Genomic DNA, 22685 nt, shown 5'->3' on the forward strand with positions numbered 1-22685 from the left:
GTCGCCTGATCGTTAGAGTTAGTGACTGTCGCTTGGAAATACCACCCTGTCATCACCTTCCTGCCAGGGCTGGAATTTGATCATGGCCTGCAGGAACACTGGATGTTCCAGCCAATCCCTCAGCCATTTCTGTAAATTCGGATAGGGCAGACTGTAAAACACCTCCCGATCGACATGGGCGAACTGGCGTACAAAGGGCATGATGCCAATATCAGCGATGCTGATGTTGCTCCCCAGGAGATACCGGTTCTTGGCTAATAGGCTTTCCAACGACTTCAAAAACACCTCACCCTTTTGCTGGTAATCCCACTGGGAGAGTTCTGGATGGTGATCCGCGTATTTATAACGATCCAGCCAGTGTTTGAATTCATTATCGTTTCGGTCGATCAGGGCATTAGCGCTTACTAAATCCGTGTTCAACAAACCCTTCGGGTCACTCTGCCGCAAAGCCCATTCGACGATTTCCCTGCTTTCCTCAATAACGAGCCTCTCAGAACGATCGCCTCCTGCCAGCTCCAGAACAGGAACCGTGCCTTTGGGACTGACCGCCAGCATCTGCGCCGGTTTGTTTTTTAGCACGATCTCCCGCAGCTCCACCGTCAGTCCGGCAAACAAGATCCCAAGCCGAGCACGCATAGCGTAAGGACAACGACGGAAAGAATATAAACGAGGCAGCGGAAAGGTAATGGCGTGGCTCCTGGCTGAATAAACGACGCCGATCTTAACCGAAGCACGGTGAGCGTGGAAACATTCGACGCCGCCCCCTGCGATGCGCTCCAATAGCCCATTCACCAACAACCCGAGCCGAGCCCTATGGCAAAAATCAAAAAGCAGCAACCGTCACCGCAAACCCAGGAGGAAGCCTTGGCCATGGCAAAGGCGACTCAGCGGCCCCGGCAAAGCAAGGAGCAGACAAAAATGATTGCGCAGGGTATCGAGAAGGGCATTGATCAGTATAAAAAACAGCAAAAAGCCAAAGCCCGGGAAAAAGACAAACAGCGCAAAAAAGGACAACACCAAACAGCGACCGAAAGCGCGGAACAAAATCCTGCAAAATCCGAGATCCACTATCGAACCCCATGGCTACCTTGGGCGCTGCTACTGATCACCTGGACTGGAATCGGTCTCTATATACTGGGCTTGGGCCTGGGGGGCTAAACGAATCAATGGCGGCCAGGTTCATGCTGGCGTCTTCGCGGATGGCGGTGTGCAGGCGACCGCCGGTTTCAAAAAATAGATCTGTCCCGGTTTTATGTCCGAGCTACTTCTTCTGATCCATTTTTTCCTTTAAACCTGCGAAGGGATTATGGGTTGCCGGGGCTTGATTGCTTTCTTTTCTACTGCCATAACGCACGAGATTTTCAAATTTTGAGTGCTCCTCATCGTGGCAATAAAGACACAAGAGTTCCCAATTACTGCCGTCCGGCGGATTGTTATCGTGGTTATGGTCGACATGATGCACAGTTAACTCCGATAGATTCTTGCCAGCAAACTCCCGCGCACAGCGGCCACAAATATGGGGAAAGAGTTTCAGCGCCTGCTCTCGATAGCCCGAAGCTCGCTTCGCGTTGTATTTCAGCTGTTCAGCCCGAACTTGGTCGAAAGTGGTTTTTTTATTCATAGCGAAACCTGAGTCCGTATCGTTTCCTTACAGCCAAGTTAAAGCTGTGGCGCGCCGTGATCGCCAACGAGTGGCGTCACCACCAGCGACTGGTTAGGTCTAATTATCTTCTTTATTAAATTTTTTGTCTTTAAGGGAAAATAGATCTATCCCGGTTTTCACAGCGACCCACTACGTTTCTCGAGGGCATTCACAAGGCGAGTCTGCCGACGAGCCAGACGCTTCATCAACTGAGGAATTGCGGTCAAGGTATCGTTAGTACTCAAAGTCACGGCGTTCGACGAACACCGCTTGCCGGTTATGGCCGCGCTGAACAATATGGTGGGGAAAACCGGGCACGATCACCCCGGCCTGTCTGGGCATCAGCTCCTCCTTGCTTTTGAAACACAGAATCCTTTCTGCGCTGGCGGCCGATTTTAACTGAAGCAAGGTGACGGTTGGTAGTGACTCACTCTAGCGCTGAGTCATTAGAGAAGCCGAGAAAATAGATCTGTCCCGGTTTCCCTCAACATGCTCGATGAATCGCGTTATGGCAGGGCCGGCACACCCAAAGGGTGCGAGTTATCAGTTACAAATCTGAGTAAATAATGATTATGGATGCACTTTTTACATTGTTTAACGCTCTTTCAGTTGCCAACCTAATCACGCCCTCCTAGATTCCCTCTGGTTATATAAATCCGAACCTTCCAGCGACCGGAATCAGTGGTCCATCCAAAAAAATGGAATTAAAAATGCTCAAAAAGAATCCTTTGCTCAGGGCTGTAGTAGCTGCGGCGTTAACGATGGGCCTTTCCGCATGCATCAGCGGCGATGATGATGAAGGCGGCAGCGGCCTTCCATCCGAAAAGGATTATGTCGCCGGACAGTTCAAGGACGCATCTGTCGATGGCACAGCCTATCCCCAGAATTTAACGCTAGCCGGTGGCCAGAATGGTCGCTCTTGTTCAGGAGAAACGCATTATTTTGAGACGGAGGATGGCCGGATACGGGTTTACGGTTCGACCGCATTCAGTGAAACCGACTTTCGGGTGGTTTCTACCATGATTCAGACCCGCCTGGATCTGGTGATGGGTAAATTTGGAATCAGCTGGGATGAGTTCGTAGCGCAACGACCACATTTTACACTGGACCATTTGTCGAGACTGGTATCCGGATATCGCAGCTGGACACAGTACGAGTCCGGAACCGATCCAAGCCTGAGCGTTGCCGCCATAGAGACCCAATCCGAAACGGAAGCCCTTGACTGGGAGACATGGCAAACCCTGTCTCTTCAGGACCAATTGGCATTCGCTGAATCTTACGCCCCTATGTTGGGGTATGCCGGAACGAGCGCAACCCTCGCTGACCTACTGCTGCCACGCGAGTCCATGGTTGTCTGCCTGAGCCCCGGCATGAGCGGTTCACAGTTTGGCGAGGGCTCCCAGCTTGGAATTCAGGTTCCACCGGAAACCTCGACATATCACAGCAGGGTTGGCGAAATTTTCACTCACGAAATCGTTCATTTTGTTCAGGCGAATATTTCTCATGTTGGCCAAAGCAATCCGTTTGCAGTCATGCCTCGCTGGTTTACCGAGGGGCAGGCTGTGTATCTGGCGGGTCAATCCATTGCTTCAGTCGACCATCATCACAATCTGAATGCGGCCAATATTGTCAGCTTCCTCGATGAAGAACTTTCGGGCTATGACTCAGGTTTCATGTATAAACATTACGGGCTTGCTTACAAATACGTTCATGAGAACAATGGCACAGCAACTATTGTCGACATGATGCAGTCAATGAAATCCAACACCGATACTCCGCATATATGGCAGCCTTCGGTCGCATTTGACCCGGAAAACCCCGAGGCTACTGACAAGGACCCTGGGCTAGCGTTTCAACGCGCATTCGTGAACCATATCTCCGACCATACCGGCACACCTTTGGAGATCAAGCGCTACCGGACCAGCTATCATGACCTGATGAACGGCTGGGCCAGTCAGCAGTAACAGTCACGAAGAATAAAGACGGGCGGGGTAATTTTGCCTCGTCCGTCACCTTCGCGCTTTTCGGGACAAACTATGGTGAGGCGATCAACTGTCAGTGCGTTCGTGAATGTGTGGCATTTATAAAATGCTCCGGTCCGGATGGAAGCTGCCGCCCTCAACCAGGACGTCTTCCGAGCGATCCTTTAGGCCAACACCCGACAACTTAAGTCGATCAGCTTCGCGAATCAGATAGAGCAGCCTTTGGCTGGCATCCTCGAAAGAAAGCCCTGCCGGGCGCACGTTGGAAATGCAGTTTCGTTGGGCATCAGACAGGGCCCTTTGGGGATTGAACGACAGGTAAATGCCGAGGCTGTCCGGAGAACTGAGCCCCGGCCGTTCGCCGATGACAATGACGACCATGCGGGCGTTCAGTGCGGCAGCAACTTCATCCCCTACGGCAACCCGCCCCTGTTGAACCACGGTAAGAGGGGCTAGTTTCCATTTCAGGTTGAGCACCCCCATGTTCCTAAGAAAGTGGTCAAGAAACGGCGCCGCATGGTTCTGAATCGCTGCGGATGACAAACCGTCTGCAACCACGATTGCAATGTCGAATTGGGCGGCGTCAGCGCTGGTCTGATCCCGCAATTGCTTTTTGCTAGGCTCTGATAACTGCCTGCCTAAATCCGGTCGCTGAAGATAAATGAACCGGTCATCGGCCCTGCTGTGAAGCTTCAGTGGATAGCCTAAGGCAGCTGTATGTTCAAAACTGCCAAGGCCTATTGCCAGCTGGTCCACATCGAGCGGGAAGTGCACCGCGTCTCTTGCCTGGGCATGTGCCAGCTGAAAGGCAAGCAGTTCCGAGGTTGGCAAGCTTACACCGGCGCGGCCCAAACCGATTCGTGCATCTGTGTAGCGACGCAATGTACGCCATGCGTTTCCAGTGACAGGTGATTTTTTGTCGTTACTCATCGTCAGGCCCCGTGGTCAGTCGTTTCAGGCTTTTCCGAAACAAAGCAGGTAATTCGGCGCTCGGACGATGTGTAGATGCATCCTCAAAGATGTTCATGCGTGCTAGCCATTCCGCAAATTCGGGGGCAGGTTTCAGGTCCAGAACGCGGCGGGCGTATAGAGCATCGTGGAAGGAGGTTGTCTGATAATTCAGCATGATGTCGTCCGACCCCGGAATGCCCATGATGAAATTACAGCCTGCCACGCCCAGCAACGTCAGCAGGTTGTCCATATCGTTCTGTTCGGCTTCCGCGTGGTTGGTATAGCAGATGTCGCAGCCCATCGGAACGCCCAGCAACTTACCGCAAAAATGGTCTTCCAGGCCGGCGCGGATGATCTCTTTGCCATCAAACAGGTACTCCGGGCCGATAAACCCGACTACGGTATTCACCAACAGTGGGTTGAACTGTCTTGCCACACCGTAGGCGCGGGCCTCACAGGTTTGCTGGTCAACACCGTGATGGGCATTGGCGGAGAGCGAACTTCCCTGACCCGTCTCAAAATACATCACGTTCTGGCCAACGGTGCCGCGGTTCAGGGATAGCGCAGCCTGTCTGGCCTCTTCCAGAGTGCTGAGGTCAAAACCAAAACTGGTGTTTGTCGCTTGCGTGCCACCGATGGACTGGAAAACCAGATCCACAGGCGCACCCTTATCAATCGCTTCCAGCGTGTTGGTTACATGGGTGAGGACACAGGATTGGGTTGGAATATCGTACTTGCGAATAACCTCGTCCATCATTCGCAGTAATTTTATGGCCTGGGCCACGTTGTCCGTGGCCGGATTAATACCAATGACCGCATCACCACTGCCGTAAAGCAGCCCGTCGAGGATGCTGGCTGCAATACCGGCCATATCATCGGTCGGATGGTTGGGTTGCAGCCGGGTGGAGAAATGACCCGGTAACCCGATGGTGTTGCGAAATGCTGTGGCTACCGTGCATTTTCGCGCCACCAGGATCAAATCCTGATTGCGCATCAGTTTGCTGACCGCAGCGACCATCTCCGGAGTCAGGCCTGGTGCCAGGGCTGAAACGACCTCTGGCGTAGCCTGATCACTGAGTAGCCAGTTCCTGAAATCGCCAACCGACAGATGCGACACTGCCTGAAAGGCCTTCGTGTCATGCCCGTCAATAATCAGTCTTGTGACTTCATCGGATTCATAGGGGATCAGTGCCTCGGACAGGAATGCTTTCAGGGGCAAGTCTGCCAGCCGCATCTGAGCCACCACTCGCTCTTCTGCCGAGCGCGCGGCCACGCCAGCTAGCCGGTCACCGGAACGCGCTGGTGTGGCTTTGGCCATCAGATCTGCCAGATCCCGAAAATGCCAGGTTCTGCCAGCAAGAATATAGGAGTACTTGTGGTTCATGCTTTCGTGCCTTGAGCCGCGGGAGAAGCGACAATCCAACATCATTCAAGCATAAAAAGGCCCCCTCTTTCCGGGGTCTTAACAGCAACGCGCGAAACACTAGAGGATCTCTGGATGTTCGCTTTGCGACCATTCCGGTCTAAAACCGGGAACAACTTTTCATAAATTACTCGAACAGTAAAAGGCTGGAGAGCGCCGCTCTAATTTTCGACGCCCTACCTAGATCATTGCTTTTTCTTTGCCCTTTTCCACACGGTAAGGCAGAGAGCAACTGCAATACCCGCCGCAAACAAATACTCCACATGCAGCACATCCCCAATCGCTTCATGCCCAGGATGCGCAAGCGCCGTAGTGGTAGCCGACAGCAGAGCGGCAGTCAGGCCAACTTTCTTTAGCTGTTTCATAAGATATTCTCCGTTATCTATTGAAGTCTGAATCTTTGACTTAGGCGGTTTCAGCCACTTTTCCCGGCCGTCTGTCCGGCAACATGCCCTGCTCCAGAATGAAGCTGATGACGGTTTCCAGCCCTACCCCGTCGTACAGGTTGGTAAACACAAACGGCCGCTCACCACGCATTTTTTTGCTGTCGCGGTCCATTACGTCCAGGGAGGCGTGCACCTGCTCTGCAATGTCGATCTTGTTGATGATCAGCAGGTCGGATTTGGTGATTCCAGGGCCGCCTTTGCGTGGGATCTTGTCGCCGGCGGAGACGTCAATCACGTAGAGGGTCAGGTCGCTCAGTTCCGGGCTGAATGTGGCGGAGAGGTTGTCGCCGCCGGATTCCACCAGCACCAGTTCCAGATTGGGGTGGCGGCTTTGCAGGTCGTCGATGGCGGCCAGGTTCATACTGGCATCCTCGCGTATTGCTGTATGCGGGCAGCCGCCGGTTTCTACGCCCAGGATGCGGTCGGCTGGCAGGGCATCGTGTTTCAGGAGGAAGTCGGCGTCTTCCCTGGTGTAGATGTCGTTGGTGACTACGGCGATGTCGTAGTGGTCTTTCAGAGCGCTGCACAGCTGGCGCAGAAGCGCTGTTTTACCGGAGCCCACCGGGCCACCGACTCCAACTCTCAAGCAATGTGTCATCTTATTTCTCCTCTTGTTTGTCTTGCTCCGTGGAGGTCGGCAAGTAGGACACCCTTTTTGAAAAACGCTACAAGCACATCCCTGTGCGCTTGGGCTCCGCCATCCATGGCTCCGCACATTTTCAAAAAGGGTGTCCTACTCGCCTCCCCGGTCTTCGGAGTTGTCTTCTAATTCGTTTTCTTTAGCTTCTAAACAGTCTTGAGTACTGTGTTTCGTGTTGGGCGCTACCAAGCGCCAGGCCCGGAATGATCGGGCCGAGGTCCGGGTTATTCATCTGCAATGCGTTATCCACCGCTTTCACCAGTTCCGGGCGCAGTTGTTCCGTCAGCCGCTGGGCGGCGGTGTGGCCGAGGGGCATGGCTTTGCAGGCGACGGCAAGCTGGTTTTCCAGCCAGGCCCAGGCGAAGCCCAGCAGCGCCTGGCGGTCGGGGACCGCGCGTAAGTGGGCGGCCCAGGCGAAGACGGTGACGTAGCCGGGTTCTTCGGGCATCAGGCCGTCTGGTGGCAGCAGGTTCAGGCTGTTCAGCAGGCGCACCAGGGCGCTGCCCAGGCGCAGGTCTTCGTCGCTGAGTTCGGCGGTTTCCCGGGTGGCGTGTAGCCAGGCGTTCCACTGGGCCAGTGCATCTGCGTCTTCCTCTGCCCAAGCCCGTTTCAGGCGCAGCAGCAGGGGCAGTTCGCAACGGGTCAGGCCGTCTTCCAGTACGCCTTCGAGCCATTGTCCCAGCTGTTTTTCATTGTTCACCCAGCCCAGTTCAAAGGCGCTTTCCAGCCCCTGGGACCAGGCGAAGGCGCCGATGGGCAGTGCGGGGCTGACCAGTTGCATCAGTCCCAGTAGGGCCATGTCGTTGACGCTGGTCTGAGGGTTTTCAGCTTGCATGGCCATGCCCCTTGTGGCGTGCGTGGCTGTGCGAATGGCTATGGGATTCACTGTGGGAATGGCTGTGGCTGTGGCCGTCTGCATGACCGTGGGAATGTCCCTGCCCCGCCTGGGCGTAGGCGCCGGATTCCGGGTCGAAAGGGGCCTGGTGGTGGATCAGGGTGGCGCCCAGGCGCTCTGCCAGCTCTTCCAGCACGTGGTCCGGCGGGAATCTTACCCAGCCGCGGGTGCCGTTTTTGGCGGTGAGTTCTTCGCCGATGGCAAGGGTGACGTGGCGGTTGCCCAGGTGGTAGCACAACCTGGCCATGGGCAGGCCCATTTCGATGTAGGCGGTGACCACCGGTTCTTCCGCCGCGCGGATGCGGATGATTTCGCCGGTTCTGGCGGCCAGGCAGGCGCCGTCACGCAACACCGGGCCGCGGTCCAGGAACAGGCCGACGTCGTGGCCGGTGTCGGTTCTGGCCCGCAGGCGGCCGCGCTGGCGCAGCTCGTACGGCAGGGTCAGGTGGTCGTGTATTTCGCTGGCTTCTACCAGGCCGACGCGTTCGATGAGTTCCAGCATCTCAGTCTCCCTAGAAAAGATGATATAGCTGTGCCAGTGGCAGTTCGGTGGCGGGCTCGCAGGTGAGCAGTTCGCCATCGGCATGCACTTCGTAGGTTTGCGGGTCCACGGTCAGGTGCGGGCAGGCGTCGTTCAGTTTCAGGTCGCCTTTGCGCACGTTGCGCACGTTCTTGCAGGCAGACAGCGTGCTGTTCAGCCCAAGTTCCTTGCCGATATCCGCATCAAAAGCGGCCTGGCTGACAAAGCTCAACCGTGTGGCGCTGGCTGCCCGGCCGAATGCACCGAACATCATGCGGTAGTGCACCGGCTGGGGCGTGGGGATGGACGCGTTGGGATCGCCCATGGGGGCGGCTGCGATCATGCCGCCTTTGACGATCAGGGCGGGTTTTACGCCGAAGAAGGCCGGGTCCCACAGCACCAGGTCCGCCAGCTTGCCCACTTCCACGGAACCAACGTCGTGGGCGATGCCGTGGGTGATGGCGGGGTTGATGGTGTATTTGGCGATGTAGCGTTTGGCGCGAAGGTTGTCGGCGCCGAGATCCTGATCTTCTGGCAGCAGGCCGCGCTGGACTTTCATTTTGTGGGCGGTCTGCCAGGTGCGGCATACCACTTCCCCTACCCGTCCCATGGCCTGGGAATCCGAGGCGATCATGCTGATCACGCCCATGTCCTGGAGGATATCTTCGGCGGCGATGGTTTCCCGGCGGATGCGGGAGTCGGCGAAAGCTACGTCTTCGGGGATGTTCGGGTCCAGGTGGTGGCACACCATCAGCATGTCGAGGTGTTCGTCGATGGTGTTGACGGTGTAGGGCCGCGTGGGGTTCGTTGACGACGGCAGCACGTAGTCCTTGGAGCACGCGGTGATGATGTCCGGCGCGTGGCCGCCGCCTGCGCCTTCGGTGTGGTAGGTGTGGATGCAGCGTTCTTTGAACGCGGCCAGGGTGTCTTCCACAAACCCGGATTCGTTCAGGGTGTCGGTGTGGATGGCGATCTGTACGTCGTATTTGTCCGCGACGGTCAGGCAGTTGTCGATGCTGCCGGGGGTGGTGCCCCAGTCTTCGTGCAGTTTCAGGCCCATGGCGCCGGCTTTGAGTTGCAGTTCCAGGGATTCCGGCAGGCTGGCGTTGCCTTTGCCTAGGAAGCCGATATTCATGGGCATGTCGTCCACGGCCTGGAGCATTTTGCCGATGTGCCAGGGGCCGGGGGTGCAGGTGGTGGCGTTACTGCCGGTGGCCGGGCCGGTGCCGCCGCCGAGCATGGTGGTGATGCCGCTCATCAGGGCTTCTTCGATCTGCTGGGGGCAGATAAAGTGGATGTGGGCGTCGATGCCGCCGGCGGTGAGGATTTTGCCTTCACCGGCGATGATTTCGGTGCCGGGTCCGATGACGATGGTGACGTCTGGCTGGGTGTCGGGGTTGCCGGCTTTGCCGATGGCGGCAATCCTGCCTTTTTGCAGGCCGACGTCGGCTTTGACGATGCCCCACCAATCGAGGATTAAGGCGTTGGTGATGACGGTGTCCATCACGGTGTCGTCCGCCCGCTGGCTCTGGCCCATGCCATCGCGGATAACTTTGCCGCCGCCGAATTTTACTTCGTCGCCGTAGTGGGTGGCGTCGCTTTCGACTTCGATCCACAGTTCGGTGTTGCCCAGGCGGACTCGGTCACCCACTGTGGGGCCGTACATGTCGGCGTAGGCTTGTCTTGTTATCTTCATGCTGTCCCTCGTTTTTTGCTTGGGTGCCTGGGTTCTTTTGGCCTGATACTTGGGTGCCGGGGCCGGTCGGATAGGGCTTTCCAGGAAACGCTACAAGCACATCCATGTGCGCTTGGGCTCCGCCATCCATGGCTCCGCACATTCCTGGAAAGCCCTATCCGCCCGACCCTTTTAGCTCCTTCGGGCCTACGTTTGATCCTCGCTCCCCTTATCCTCAGTTTTTATCCAATTTGCCCATGACTTCTTGGCGGAAACCGTAGATTTCCCGGTTACCGGCATAGGGAATTAAGGTCACTTCGCGGGTCTGGCCAGGTTCGAAACGAATGGCGGTGCCGGCGGCGACGTCCAGGCGGTAGCCCTTGGCCTTTTCCCGGTCGAAATCGAGAGCGGGATTGGTTTCGGCGAAGTGGTAGTGGGAGCCCACCTGGATTGGGCGGTCGCCGCTGTTGCCGACTTCGATGGTGATGCGTTCGCGGCCTTCGCACAGTTCGATGTCGCCGTCTTTGAGGTCGTATTCTCCGGGGATCATGGCAACCTCCTTACACGATCGGGTTATGGACGGTGACGAGCTTGGTGCCGTCCGGGAAGGTGGCTTCGACCTGTACTTCGTCGACCATTTCAGCCACGCCTTCCATGACGTCGTCACGGGTGAGGATTTCGGTGCCGGCGGTCATCATGTCCGCTACGCTGCGGCCTTCGCGGGCGCCTTCCATGATTTCGGCGCTGATGAGGGCGACGGCTTCGGGGTAATTGAGCTTCAGGCCTTTGGCCTTGCGGCGCTCGGCTAACAGGGCTGCGGTGAAGAGGAGCAGCTTGTCTTTGTCTCTTGGGGTTAGTTCCATTTTTGTTCTCCCGGTACTTTGGCGTTCTTTGAATCAGGTCAGCCAGATTCTGGGAATCACGGCGGGCTGGCCTGTCAGCATTGGTCTTAAAACTTCCCAGGCGTGTTGGCAGGTCGCCCAGGCTTCGTTTCGTTCATTGCCCAGATAGCGCAGCAACACCACCCCTCGACGGCGCGTGACTGCCCAGTGTTTGGATTCGGGTAATTGCTCGCGTATTGCTTCGATGGCGCCGGGTTCGTCTTCCAGGCCGACGACCCACAGGGTGGCCTGAACCGTTGCGCCGCCCTGACCCCATTTGCCCTGGAAACGAGGGTGCGTGGGGTCGAGGATCTGGCGTTCCAGCCACAGGGGTTTGCCTTCCAGGCTCAGGCTGAAGCGTTGTTCCAGGTGGCCGGTGACGAAGGGTAAGTCGCCCACCGGGCGACCCAGGGCGAGGACTTCCCAGCCGATGCATTTGGCGCCGCTTTCCAGTTCGATGGTGGTGGTCTGTTCGCCCTTAGAGCCGTTGAAGGCCAGGGTTTCCTGGGGGAGGTATTCCAGGGTGCCACCGGTGGCGACTTTTAGACCGGTGTGCTGACCCCAGGCGACGCCGTTGCGGTCGGCTTTGTAGAGTTTGGCGGCGGCGGGTGTGGTTAGTAGGGTGTGGGCGCCTTGCCCTACGGTGACGTCGATCCCAAGTGAGTCACCACTTACTAACCCGCCCGGGGGATGCAGCAGGTAGACGTGGCAGCAGCCGGTTTTGCCTTCGGGATAGAAGGGGCGCTGGACCCGCAGCGGGCCTTTGTGGCGGATGCGGGTCATGCGGGTGATCGAGCTTTTCTGTTCTTGCCGCGCTTCGAATCCCAACTGGATCGACGCCGCCCAGCGCCGGTCCGCGTCGAAGCGGTGGCCGGAGTCCTCTTGGGAAAGAGGGTTGGCTGGCAGGCGTTCGAAGACTGTCATACCGTCAGGTGCTTCTTGATGAGTTCATCGGAAAGCTCGCTGATCTGGCCGCCAGCGACCCGGCGGCCGCGGTCCATGATGGCGAAGTTATCGGCGTATTTGCGGGCGAAGGGCAGCTTCTGCTCTACCAGGAGCACCGTCAGGCCGTCTTCTTCGATCAGCCGGCGGATGACTTCGCCGATCTGGGCGACGATGTTGGGCTGGATGCCCTCCCCCGGTTCGTCCAGGATCAGCAGTCGTGGTTCGATGACCAGGGCGCGGCCGATGGCCAGTTGCTGTTGCTGGCCGCCCGAAAGGTCGCCGCCGCGGCGGTTTTTCATTTCCTTGAGCACGGGGAAAAGTTCGTACACCCGTTCGGGGATTTTCTTGCTGCCGTCCTTGCGCACCGCCAGGCCGACGCGGAGGTTTTCTTCCACGGTCAGCAGCGGAAAAATCTGGCGACCCTGGGGTACGTAGCCGATGCCCAGGCGGGAGCGGTCTTCCACTTTTTTCTGGGTCAGTTCCACGTCGCCGGCAAATTCGATGCGGCCGCTTTTGACGGTTTCCTCGCCCATCACGCATTTCATCAGGGTGGTTTTACCCACGCCGTTGCGTCCCATCACGCAGGTGCACTGGCCCTGGGGGACGTCCAGGTCCAGATCCCACAGGGTGTGGCTTTCGCCATAGAACTGGTTGAGTTTTTCTATCTTCAGCATTACGCCTCCTCCCCCAGATACACCTTGATCACTTCGGGGTCGTTGGAGACCTGGTCCATGGTGCCCTCGGCCAACACGCTGCCCTGGTGCAGCACGGTCACTTTGCGGGCGATAGAGCGCACAAAGCCCATGTCGTGTTCCACCACCACAACCGATTGTTTACCCGCCAGGCTGGTGAGCAGTTCGGCGGTGCGTTCCATTTCCTGTTCGGTCATGCCGGCGACGGGTTCGTCCACCAGCAGCAGTCTGGGTTTCTGCATCAGCAGCATGCCGATTTCCAGCCACTGCTTCTGGCCGTGGGAGAGGATGCCCGCCAGGCGGTCGCGCAGGTCTTTCAGGCCGATGGTTTCCAGTACTTCATCGATACGTTCCCGGTATTCGGGCCGCATGACGGCGCGAAGTGTCGGAATAATGCGTTTGTCGGTGGCCATGGCCAGTTCCAGGTTTTCAAAAACCGTCAGCGCCTCGAACACTGTGGGTTTCTGGAACTTGCGGCCGATGCCCAGGCTGGCGATTTCCGGCTCGTTCATCCGCAGCAGGTTATGGCGGCTGCCGAACCAGACAGAGCCGGTGTCCGGGGCGGTTTTACCGGTGATGATGTCCATCATGGTGGTTTTGCCGGCCCCGTTAGGCCCGATGATGCAGCGCAGTTCGCCGTCGTCGATGGTCAGGTTCAGGTTGTTGATGGCCTTGAAGCCGTCAAAACTGACGTTTACATCCTCCAGATACAGGATCGGGCCGTGGCGCGTGTCCACAGGCGATGCTTCCGGTGTCAGGAAGTGGAACACGTGCTCGCGGTCGGCGAGTTCGTCGAAAAGGCTCATGCGGTCGCCTCCTTGCCGGTTGCGTTTCCGTCATCCGAATCATCGGCTTTGGCTTTGCGGCGGTTGAACAGCAGGCCGGCAATGCCCTTGGGCAGGAACACGGTCACCAGCACGAACAGACCGCCCAGGGCGAACAGCCAGGCATCCGGCATCACACCGGTGAACACGGTTTTGGCGTAGTTCACCAATATTGCCCCGATGACCGCGCCGTAAAGGGTGGCGCGACCGCCCAGGGCGACCCACACCACGATCTCGATGGAGAACAGCGGCGAGAATTCGCTGGGGTTGATGATGCCCACCTGGGGCACGTAAAGCGCACCGGCGACACCGGCGATCATGGCGGACACCACGAACACGAACAGCTGCACCCGGTCCACCCGGTACCCCAGGAAGCGGGCGCGGGCCTCGGCGTCGCGGCAGGCGATGCTGACCCGGCCCAGTTTGCTGGTGACAATGCCCCGGCACACCAGGTAGCCGATCGCCAGGGCAATGCCGGAAGCAATGAACAGCGCCAGGCGCGTGGCGTCTGTGCGCAGGTTAAAACCGAGGATGTCGCGGAAATCGGTCAGGCCGTTGTTGCCGCCAAAGCCCATTTCGTTGCGGAAGAAGGCCAGCATCAGCGCGAAGGTCAGCGCCTGGGTGATGATGGACAGGTAAACGCCGGTGACCCGGGAGCGGAAGGCCAGGAAGCCGAACACCAAAGCCAGCAGCCCTGGGGCCAGCATCACCATCAGGAAGGCGAACCAGGCCATGTCGAAGCCGTGCCAGAACCAGGGCAGCTCCTGCCAGTTGAGGAACACCATGAAGTCCGGCAATACCGGGTCGCCATACACGCCCCGGTCGCCGATCTGGCGCATCAGGTACATGCCCATGGCGTAGCCGCCCAGGGCAAAGAAGGCACCGTGGCCCAGGCTGAGGATACCCAGATAGCCCCACACCAGGTCCACCGCCACCGCCAGCAGCGCGTAGCAGAGGTATTTGCCCATCAGGGTCACGGTGTAGGAGCTGACGTAAAGTGCGCTATCTTCCGGCATCGCCAGGTGCAGGAAAGTAACCACAATCAGGGCAGCGAACAGGACGCCCAGAAAAATCTGGGTTGAACGTTCACACAAGGGTCGTGATAGCCACATAGCTTAACCCTCCGCCGCTCGGCCTTTCTGGGGGAAGAGCCCCTTCGGCCGTTTCTGGATGAACAGGATGATGAACACCAGCACGATGATTTTCGCCAGTACCGCGCCCGCCCAGGGCTCCAGCAGCTGGTTGATGGTGCCCAGCGACAGACCCGCAATCAACGTGCCCCAGAGGTTACCGACACCGCCGAACACCACCACCATGAACGAATCGATGATGTAGTTCTGGCCCAGGTTCGGCCCCACGTTGGTCAGCTGTGACAGCGCCACGCCCGCCAAACCGGCCACGCCGGAGCCCAGGGCGAAGGTCATGATGTCTACCCGGGTGGCGCGGATGCCCATGGAGCGGGCCATGTTGCGGTTCTGGGTGACTGCGCGAACTTCCAGGCCCAGGCGGGTCTTGCGCATGATCAGCATCAGTGCGGTGAACACAATCAGCGCGAAGGCGAGTACATATAGCCGGTTGAGCGTCAGCGACAGGGCGTCGTTGATGACCACTGAGCCACTCATCCACTCCGGCGTCACCACCGTGCGGTTCTGGGGGGAAATCACGGTGCGCACCAGCTGCTGCAGAATCAGGCTGATGCCGAAGGTGGCTAGCAGGGTTTCCAGCGGGCGGCCTTTGAGGAATTGAATCACGCTGCGTTCGATGATGATGCCCGCCGTGGCGGACACCAGAAAGCCGGCGGGTATCGACAGCATCAGTGCAAGGCCCGGCTGGCCCGGCAGCAGTTGCTGCATACCCCAGGTGGTGTAGGCACCCAGCATGATCAGTTCGCCGTGGGCCATATTGATCACGCCCATCACGCCGAAGGTGATGGCCAGGCCGATGGCGGCCAGTACCAGAACCGAGCCGAGTGACAGCCCGAAATAGAGAGTCTCGGCGGCGCGGTTGAGTTTCAGTTTCTGCTCGACACTGGCCAGCGCTTCTTTGGCTTTCTGGGCCAGGGCCGGATTGTCGCCGCGAACGGCTTCGCTGAGCGCCGCCCGCGCGTTGGGGTGCAGGCTGCCGGCCAGTACGTCGATAGCGTCCATATCGCCTTCACCCACCCGGTAAATCGCCACGGCTTCGCGAATACGGTTGCGCACATCGGCGTTTTCTTCGGTCTCCAGGCGGGCTTCGAGAGGTTCTACCAGTGAGGCGTCCACCTTACCCATCATGTCCTGTGCGGAGGCTTCGCGCACATCGGGGTCGGCGGCGTTGAGGTCCAGCATGGCAAGGATGCCTTCCAGCTGGCCCCGAATACGGTTGTTGATGGCGACTCTGTCCAGCTCTCGGCGGGACATTTCGCCCATGTTCTCTCCGGTCAGGGGGTCGGCAATTTCCCAGTCCCTGCCACGGTTATTCAATACGAGTACGACCTGACCGGTGTCTTTGACCCGGCTCAGCCGATTGTTGCCGTAGGCTTCCAGCCAGCCGCGGGCGCGTTCGTCGCCACTGCTGACGATGGCATTGATGGCTTCTTCCACTTTGCTGGCCGGTGCTTCCGCCAGATTGGTGAGCAACGCCTTGCCAGGATCTGCGTCCTGATCCTGAGCTGCTGCAGGGCTGATCATTAGGATGGCGAAAAGCAGCAAGGTGAGCGATCGGATGATGCTCATGGTTCCGTCCTGTGTGTTATTGGTATGTTGCGGTGCAAAAACCGGGGGCGGCCAGGCCACCCCCGGTGTCAGGCCCTAGCTGCCCCTTAGTTGGACTCGGCAGCCATTTCGCCGGCGGAGGCGCCGCACTTGCCGGTGGCGGTGTTGAAGGTTCCGCAGAACATCGGCTTGCGCCAGTCTGCAATCATGTCCCGTGAACCGGGCAGGTAATCAGACCAGGCATCGCCGGCTACCAGGCCAGAGGTTTCCCAGACCACGGAGAACTGGCCGTTGTCCTGGATTTCACCGATCAGTACCGGCTTGGTGATGTGGTGGTTGGGCATCATGGCCGCGTAGCCGCCAGTCAGGTTAGGCACGGCTACACCGATGATGGCGTCTTTAACCGCGTCCACGTCGGTGGTGCCGGCCTTCTTGACGGCTTCAACCCACATGTTGAAACCGATGTAGTGAGCTTCCATGGGGTCGTTGGTGACGGCTTCTTCGTTACCGGTGTGGGCAATCCACTGGTCGATGAAGTCGTAGTTGGCGTCGTTGTCGACGCTCATGAAGTAGTTCCAGGCGGCCAGGTGGCCGACCAGCGGACCGGTATCGATACCGGAAAGCTCCTGCTCGCCGACCGAGAAGGCCACAACCGGGATGTCAGAGGCAGAAATGCCCTGGTTACCCAGCTCGCGGTAGAACGGCACGTTGGCATCACCGTTGATGGTGGAGACAACGGCGGTCTTTTTGCCGGCTGAACCGAAGGTCTTGATGTCAGACACAATGTTCTGCCAGTCAGAATGACCGAAAGGCGTGTAGTTGATCATGATGTCTTCCTTGGCCACACCTTTGTCCATCAGGTAGGTTTCAAGGATCTTGTTGGTAGTTCGCGGGTAGACGTAGTCGGTACCTGCCAGGACCCAGCGCTCGACGCCGATGTTGTCCATCAGGTAGTTAACCGCAGGAATCGCCTGCTGGTTGGGTGCCGCACCGGTGTAGAAGACGTTCTCTGACGACTCTTCACCTTCATACTGAACCGGGTAGAACAGCAGGCCGTTCAGTTCTTCCACAACCGGCAGAACGGACTTGCGGGACACTGACGTCCAGTTACCGAAGATCACGTCCACTTTTTCCTTGGCCAGCAGTTCACGAGCCTTTTCGGCGAAGAGCGGCCAGTTGGAGGCCGGGTCAACCACAACGGCTTCCAGCTCGCGACCCAGGACACCGCCAGCGGCGTTCTGCTTTTCGATCAGCATTTCAACCGTATCCTTCAGAACGGTTTCACTGATGGCCATGGTGCCGGACAGTGAGTGAAGAATACCGACCTTGATGGGGTCTTCCGCCGCGACGGAATTCAGGGAGATAGAAAGAGCAAGTGCAGAGAGGCCCAGTTTCACGTGATTTTTAATCTTCATGGTGTGCGTCCTTTTCCTGGTTTTGGTAATGCCGTTTCTAGTTATTACCGTTCCAGCGTTGCATCTGCCGTTCCACAACCAGGTTTATTTCCGATATTTCAATGACTTGTTATGACTTCACCAATACCATCACTAAAATCGGATGCTTTTATTCGGTGCAGTCGCCCCGATGCAGCCCGCTTTTGCACCAGAGGGGGGCGATCGCTAAAAATCGGTGCCCGCTGATGGTGCCCCCTGATGCTGACCTGGCACACGTAAATTACTGAATTCCGGTTCATTATTTGTATAGAGGCATGACTACAGCGCTGTGAGATATGTCTTACAAACCTCAGAGCGTATGTCCGATTTCTGTACTCAAGGGCATCGGTAGAATGGCAATCGTCAGGGATGAGAAGTCAGCAGGGATGGCTGGCTCAGGGAAGACACTCCAGGGAATTGCCTCGCACTTGCTGCGACGCAGGGAGTCACGGCCAGGGAACAAGGCCTACAGGGACGAAAGACAGGGATGATGGCCACAGGATGTGGCGCTGCCTGAAGGATCAGGCTTGGGGTCAGCCACGGAGTTTGGTTCACATGGAATGTGTACCGGGTTCCGTGCACCCCCACCCCCTCCTTTTTCAGACCTACCGAACCAGAACCAGCTCCGCGATTTCACGGCCTGACGCGACTCGCGACTGCGAATTCGACCGCAGTCTAAATCGGCCAATAACACGGAGTTACTCAACATGCCACGCGCTTCCATTTTTGCTGTTCTGATGCTGGCTTTCAGCCTGCTGTCCGGTTTTGCCCAGGCGGAGCCCGCCGCTATCAACATCAACACCGCCACCGTTGAAACCCTTGCCGCACTGGACGGCGTTGGTGAAACCAAGGCCCAGGCCATTATCGACTACCGTTCAGACAACGGCCCGTTCCAATCCGCCAGCGATCTGGTCAATGTGAAGGGCATCGGTGAGCGCACACTCGAGAAGAACGCCGACCGCCTGACGGTGAAGTAAACCGGCCGGAATTATGGCTGCACGGGGTGGGTTTCCCGCCCCTCTCTTTATCTCCTCTCTCCACTTCCTCTATCCGTCCTTCCCATTTCGTGCTCCGCACCCCCGATCTCTGCCTCTAAAGTCGGCTGGCAAGCCATTGCGCGCCAACGTATTATTGCTGCCACCGCCATAGCTTATGGCATTCACGGTCCCAAGGAATTATTTGTGCTGGTTATTGAATGATTCGCGGTGCTCTTCTCATTGCCCTGGCAGCACTGCTTTGGGCCACCACTGGCATAGTGGCAAAATTCCTGTTTACAGGGTCAGACCTGCAAGCCATTTCGCTGGGGTTCTTGCGCCTGGTGGTGGCCCTGCCGTTCTTTTTTGCGCTAATGATCCGGGAGCAGAAAGCCGAAGCCCGAACCGCCCGAGACGAATCACGCACGCAACGAAAACTGCCCTTTAAAGCCATACTGCCTTTGCTGGCGCTTGGGGTGTTCCAGGCGTTTTACCAGGGCAGCTACCTGATTGCCGTCGACCTGACCGGCGCGGGCATCGCGACGCTGATCGCCCTGTGCCTGGCACCGGTTCTGGTGGCGATCATGGCGGCACCTCTGTTGGGCGAGAAGCCCAACCTGGTTACCATTCTGGCCCTGGTTGCGGCCATTGCGGGCACGGCCATGCTGGTTGTCAGCGATATGGAAAGTGCCGGGAGTCTGCGCCTGGGCGGCATTCTGATGGCCGTTCTGGCGGCGTTCGTGTACGCGAGCTTTACCCTGACCAGCCGCTATTCCTCGACCGGTGCACCGGTGTTTACCACCGCTTTTATCTGCTTCCTGACCGCGGCGGTGGTTCTGCTGCCGGTGGTGTGGCTGATCGGCGGATTCAACGGAATGGCCAGCCTGGACATCAGCCAGTGGTTGATGGTGATCTACATTGGCGTGGTGCCCACCTGCATCGGCTACCTGAGCTTTTTCACCGGGATGAAAACAACGCCCGCCACCCTGTCCAGCATCATCGTGACGCTGGAGCCGCTGTTTGTGGCACTGCTGGCCTGGATATTCCTGGGCGAGGTGCTGGGCGTGGTGGGCATTACCGGTGCAATTATCCTGACCGCCGCGGTAATTATCGCTTCAAAGAGTAGCGCCCGTTAATGAAAAGCCCGATCCCCACGAATCTCATCTTTGGCTTTCTCGGCAGCGGGAAAACCACGGCCATCCAGACGCTATTGGCCCGGAAGCCAGCGGGGGAAACCTGGGGCGTACTGGTGAATGAGTTCGGGGAAGTGGGCATCGATGGCCAGTTGCTGGAAGGGCAAGGGGCTGTGATCAAAGAAGTCCCCGGTGGCTGCATGTGCTGTGTCGCGGGGCTTCCCATGCAGATGGGGCTGAATATGCTGATCAAACAGGCGCAGCCGGACCGGCTGTTGATTGAGCCTACCGGGCTAGGTCATCCCCGGCGCATTCTGGAAACGCTGCAATCGGAATTCTATCGTGACGTGCTGGAGATGCGTGCCTGCGTCACGCTGGTTGATCCAAGGCGACTGCAGGAACCGCGCGTTCTGAACAATGAGAACTTCAAGGCTCAGGTGGCTGTGGCGGATTTTCTGGTGGGCAACAAATCCGATGTGTGCGGTGAGGACGAGCGCGATGCGTTCGTGACCTGGGCAGAGGGTCAAAACCAGACCAGTGAGACGGTTTGCCTGGCAACGAAAGGCGACTTCCCCATCGAGTGGCTGGATAAACCGCGAGGTGGCAGCCAGCCGCCCAAACCCCATGGCCACCAGCACCAGGGTGAAGCACCGCCCAAGCGCTGGCGTGACCTGGAAGAGTGCACATGGCAGCAGGCGAGCAATACCGGTGAAGGCCACTTTTCCTGCGGCTGGCGCATCCATCCCCAAACCCGCCTGACCTACACGCTGCTGGATGCCATGGCTCACGATCCGCGATGGCAGCGCCTGAAAGGCCTGGTGAACACCTCCGACGGCTGGTATTCATTCAACGCGCTGGATGGCGTGGTGACCGTTCAACCCATTCCCGAGCAGCCGGAGAGCCGTCTGGAGATTATCAGCGACCAGCCACTGGACGCGGATGAACTGGACCGACTTCTCCGAAGCTGCATTGAGTCACAAGGCCGCGTTGATTAATCGTCCTTGCGCTGTTTCTCGAGCATGTCCGGCTGCAGGATTTCGATCCAGTAGCCGTCCGGGTCTTTTACAAACGCCAGCCCTTTCATCTTGCCGTCGTCCGGCTTTTTAACGAACTCCACGCCCATCTGTTCGAACCGGTCGCAGGCGGCGTAAACGTCCGGTACCGCAAATCCGATGTGGCCAAAGCCCTGGGGCTGGTCGTTGCCATTGTGATAGCTGAAGTCCTGTTCGTCTTCTGTACCCCAGTTATGGGTCAGTTCCAGCATGGCTTCGCGGCCAAAGATGAAGGTGGTGCGGTGCCCGTCGTCGGAAGGGACGGTGTTGGCCTGGCGATCATCCAGAAAGGTCAGGAAGTAGAGCGTGAATTTCATCTCCGGAAAATCGAGTTTCCTGACCAGGCGCATGCCCATTATACGAGTGTAGAAATCCATGGAACGCTCGGGGTCTTTGATGCGCATCATGGTCTGGTTGAATACGTAGCCTTCGGTTTCCGGAACCGGCTCGTCAAATAGGCCGGGGGCTTGCTCGAAGTGCCTGGGCATTGGGACTGCTCCCTGTTCGGTTAGAGTATTAAGCCTTATATCTGTGTGTCGTTCATAAGGATTTCAAGGGTAACCGTAACAGATGAAAAAAGGCCCCGCAGTCAGAGACGAACCTGCGAGGCCGGAAGAAGGTCATCCAAGCCGATGGCTTTTATCATCCAAGCTGATGGCTCTCCCCCTCGTAATAGGCCTCAACACGGGGATTCATGATTTTTTTCCATAGAGGCGGAATAAAAGCGAGCACAAACATGGTGGCGTAGCCAGCCGGCAACTGGGGGGCGATGTCATGGTGGCGCAGCACCTGATAGCGGCGCTTGGCCCAGGCGTGATGGTCGCTGTGGCGCTGCAGGTGGAACAGGAACACGTTGGTGAGAAAGTAATTGGAGTTCCAGCTGTGCTCCGGGCCGGTGCGCTCGTAGCGCCCGTTTTCCAGCTTGCGGCGATGCAGGCCGTAGTGCTCCAGGTAATTGACCACTTCCAGCATGTTCAGGGCGACAAAGCTTTGCCCGATGAAGAACACGGCACCCAGCCAGCCGAAGGCCACTGTGGAGGCAACCAGCGCCAGCGCCGTCAGGCTGTACCACCAGATCAGTTCGTTACGCCAGTGGAAACCGCTCAGGCCTTTCTTGTTCAGGCGTTTGGCCTCCAGGCGCCAGGCGTTCATGAAGTTGCGGACCCAGGCCTGGGGCAGGAAGTCATAAAGAGACTGGTTGTAGCGGGAGGACGAGGCATCTTCCGGTGTGGAGACATGCACATGGTGGCCGCGCAGGTGCTCCACCTTGAAGCCGGCGTAGGACACCAGTGACAACAGAACGCCTCCGGCCATGGTTTCCAGCTTCTCGTCCTTGTGGATCATCTCGTGGGCCACGTTGATACCCAGGCCCCCGATAATGCCGATGGACACCACCCAGCCGATGCTGCCCACCAGCGAGAAAGGCTCGGTCGCAAACACATACAGGCTCCAGCCAAGCATCACCGCAAATGCCGGCACCCAGCCCACGGTGATGATTCGGTAAAAAAGCTCGGAATTCATTCGCGGCGTGTCGCGCTCTTCGTCCGGGTTCAGGGCGTCTTTGCCCAGGATCAGGTCCAGCACCGGAATGATGCCGAACACGAAAACGGGCACGCCCCAGGCGAACAGGTTCAGCCAGCCGGTGGCCCTGCCGGCTTCGAGCATGAGTAGCGGAAGCACCAGCGGTACCACCGCGATCAGATAGCTGTACTTCTTCAGCGTCAGCAGAACCCGGCGCCGGGCCGATTCGGTATTCCAGGTCATCAGTTTTGAACTCACGGTGCACTTCCCTCTTTTCGGTTGCTTTTTTTCTAATCAATTGCTCATGGATAATTGCTATATTGTAGGACAATATTGCAGTCGTCAATAAAAAGATCGCAACCA

General features: G+C 57.9%; 24 protein-coding genes. 5 read left to right on the forward strand and 19 right to left on the reverse strand.

All coding sequences use genetic code 11. The features are described from left to right. Positions 1–18 precede the first annotated feature (18 nt). The gene (locus FPL19_RS03025; protein ID WP_263656795.1) at positions 19–675 is read right to left on the reverse strand and encodes a glutathione S-transferase; all 657 of its coding nucleotides are present in this window, start codon (positions 673–675) and stop codon (positions 19–21) included. Between the two features lie 138 nt (positions 676–813). Here FPL19_RS03025 and FPL19_RS03030 point away from each other — a divergent pair, with 138 nt between their 5' ends. Continuing rightward, positions 814–1158, forward strand: coding sequence for a DUF2956 domain-containing protein (locus FPL19_RS03030; protein WP_150910478.1), 345 nt, complete (start codon positions 814–816; stop codon positions 1156–1158). 103 nt (positions 1159–1261) lie between these two features. Here FPL19_RS03030 and FPL19_RS03040 read toward each other — a convergent pair whose 3' ends face one another. Then, complete coding sequence (locus FPL19_RS03040) at positions 1262–1621, reverse strand: YajD family HNH nuclease (protein ID WP_150910480.1); 360 nt, start codon at positions 1619–1621, stop codon at positions 1262–1264. A 731-nt stretch (positions 1622–2352) separates the two neighbouring features. Between FPL19_RS03040 and FPL19_RS03050 the strand changes: the two genes are divergently transcribed. Beyond that, positions 2353–3606, forward strand: a complete 1254-nt coding sequence (locus FPL19_RS03050; RefSeq protein ID WP_191965208.1) for a hypothetical protein — start codon at positions 2353–2355, stop codon at positions 3604–3606. A 117-nt stretch (positions 3607–3723) separates the two neighbouring features. Here the strand turns inward: FPL19_RS03050 and eutC are convergent, their stop codons facing one another. The 15 genes from eutC to urtA form a co-directional block, all read right to left on the reverse strand. Next, the gene (eutC, locus tag FPL19_RS03055; RefSeq protein WP_150910482.1) at positions 3724–4554 is read right to left on the reverse strand and encodes an ethanolamine ammonia-lyase subunit EutC; all 831 of its coding nucleotides are present in this window, start codon (positions 4552–4554) and stop codon (positions 3724–3726) included. Next, positions 4547–5959: an ethanolamine ammonia-lyase subunit EutB gene (locus FPL19_RS03060; RefSeq protein ID WP_150910484.1), complete on the reverse strand. Its 1413-nt coding sequence runs from the start codon at positions 5957–5959 to the stop codon at positions 4547–4549. Before FPL19_RS03060 ends, eutC begins: the two co-directional genes overlap by 8 nt. Before the next feature lie 224 nt (positions 5960–6183). Further along, positions 6184–6363 (reverse strand): hypothetical protein, encoded by a 180-nt coding sequence (locus FPL19_RS03065; RefSeq protein WP_150910486.1) that lies wholly within the window; start codon positions 6361–6363, stop codon positions 6184–6186. A gap of 40 nt (positions 6364–6403) precedes the next feature. Beyond that, on the reverse strand, positions 6404–7042 hold the full coding sequence (ureG, locus tag FPL19_RS03070; protein ID WP_150910488.1) for an urease accessory protein UreG: 639 nt from the start codon (positions 7040–7042) through the stop codon (positions 6404–6406). Between the two features lie 181 nt (positions 7043–7223). Next, entirely contained in the window at positions 7224–7919 is a 696-nt protein-coding gene (locus FPL19_RS03075) for an urease accessory protein UreF (protein WP_150910490.1), read from the reverse strand. Continuing rightward, positions 7909–8481 carry an urease accessory protein UreE gene (ureE, locus tag FPL19_RS03080; RefSeq protein WP_150910492.1) on the reverse strand — a complete coding sequence of 191 codons (573 nt, stop codon included), beginning with the start codon at positions 8479–8481 and terminating at the stop codon, positions 7909–7911. The genes FPL19_RS03075 and ureE overlap by 11 nt, the downstream gene beginning before the upstream one ends. 10 nt (positions 8482–8491) lie before the next feature. Further along, positions 8492–10195, reverse strand: coding sequence for an urease subunit alpha (gene ureC / locus FPL19_RS03085; protein ID WP_150910494.1), 1704 nt, complete (start codon positions 10193–10195; stop codon positions 8492–8494). A gap of 214 nt (positions 10196–10409) precedes the next feature. After that, a complete protein-coding gene (locus FPL19_RS03090; RefSeq protein ID WP_150910496.1) occupies positions 10410–10724 on the reverse strand; it encodes an urease subunit beta in 315 nt (104 codons plus the stop codon). 10 nt (positions 10725–10734) lie between these two features. Beyond that, entirely contained in the window at positions 10735–11037 is a 303-nt protein-coding gene (gene ureA, locus FPL19_RS03095) for an urease subunit gamma (RefSeq protein ID WP_150910498.1), read from the reverse strand. A gap of 33 nt (positions 11038–11070) precedes the next feature. Further along, positions 11071–11979, reverse strand: a complete 909-nt coding sequence (locus tag FPL19_RS03100; protein WP_150910500.1) for an urease accessory protein UreD — start codon at positions 11977–11979, stop codon at positions 11071–11073. Next, a complete protein-coding gene (gene urtE / locus FPL19_RS03105; protein ID WP_150910502.1) occupies positions 11976–12674 on the reverse strand; it encodes an urea ABC transporter ATP-binding subunit UrtE in 699 nt (232 codons plus the stop codon). Before urtE ends, FPL19_RS03100 begins: the two co-directional genes overlap by 4 nt. Continuing rightward, entirely contained in the window at positions 12674–13498 is an 825-nt protein-coding gene (urtD, locus tag FPL19_RS03110; RefSeq protein WP_150910504.1) for an urea ABC transporter ATP-binding protein UrtD, read from the reverse strand. Before urtD ends, urtE begins: the two co-directional genes overlap by 1 nt. Then, complete coding sequence (urtC, locus tag FPL19_RS03115) at positions 13495–14628, reverse strand: urea ABC transporter permease subunit UrtC (RefSeq protein ID WP_150910506.1); 1134 nt, start codon at positions 14626–14628, stop codon at positions 13495–13497. Before urtC ends, urtD begins: the two co-directional genes overlap by 4 nt. A 3-nt stretch (positions 14629–14631) precedes the next feature. Then, positions 14632–16230 (reverse strand): urea ABC transporter permease subunit UrtB, encoded by a 1599-nt coding sequence (gene urtB / locus FPL19_RS03120; RefSeq protein ID WP_150910508.1) that lies wholly within the window; start codon positions 16228–16230, stop codon positions 14632–14634. Positions 16231–16316: 86 nt separating this feature from the next. Further along, positions 16317–17624, reverse strand: coding sequence for an urea ABC transporter substrate-binding protein (gene urtA, locus FPL19_RS03125; protein ID WP_150910510.1), 1308 nt, complete (start codon positions 17622–17624; stop codon positions 16317–16319). Between the two features lie 725 nt (positions 17625–18349). On the opposite strand from urtA, the gene FPL19_RS03130 reads away from it, so the two are divergent. The 3 genes from FPL19_RS03130 to FPL19_RS03140 all read left to right on the forward strand — a co-directional run bounded on the left by FPL19_RS03130 (position 18350) and on the right by FPL19_RS03140 (position 20744). Continuing rightward, positions 18350–18619, forward strand: a complete 270-nt coding sequence (locus tag FPL19_RS03130; protein WP_150910512.1) for a ComEA family DNA-binding protein — start codon at positions 18350–18352, stop codon at positions 18617–18619. A 218-nt stretch (positions 18620–18837) separates the two neighbouring features. After that, the gene (locus FPL19_RS03135; RefSeq protein WP_150910514.1) at positions 18838–19752 is read left to right on the forward strand and encodes a DMT family transporter; all 915 of its coding nucleotides are present in this window, start codon (positions 18838–18840) and stop codon (positions 19750–19752) included. Further along, a complete protein-coding gene (locus FPL19_RS03140; RefSeq protein ID WP_150910516.1) occupies positions 19752–20744 on the forward strand; it encodes a CobW family GTP-binding protein in 993 nt (330 codons plus the stop codon). The genes FPL19_RS03135 and FPL19_RS03140 overlap by 1 nt, the downstream gene beginning before the upstream one ends. Here FPL19_RS03140 and gloA read toward each other — a convergent pair. Together gloA and FPL19_RS03150 are read right to left on the reverse strand one after the other, a co-directional pair. Next, the gene (gloA, locus tag FPL19_RS03145) at positions 20741–21289 is read right to left on the reverse strand and encodes a lactoylglutathione lyase (protein WP_150910518.1); all 549 of its coding nucleotides are present in this window, start codon (positions 21287–21289) and stop codon (positions 20741–20743) included. The two genes, FPL19_RS03140 and gloA, sit on opposite strands and share 4 nt — an antisense overlap. A gap of 154 nt (positions 21290–21443) precedes the next feature. Beyond that, positions 21444–22565 carry an alkane 1-monooxygenase gene (locus FPL19_RS03150; protein WP_191965252.1) on the reverse strand — a complete coding sequence of 374 codons (1122 nt, stop codon included), beginning with the start codon at positions 22563–22565 and terminating at the stop codon, positions 21444–21446. Between the last annotated feature and the right edge of the window lie 120 nt (positions 22566–22685).

Source organism: Marinobacter halotolerans (assembly GCF_008795985.1).
Lineage (GTDB): Bacteria > Pseudomonadota > Gammaproteobacteria > Pseudomonadales > Oleiphilaceae > Marinobacter > Marinobacter halotolerans.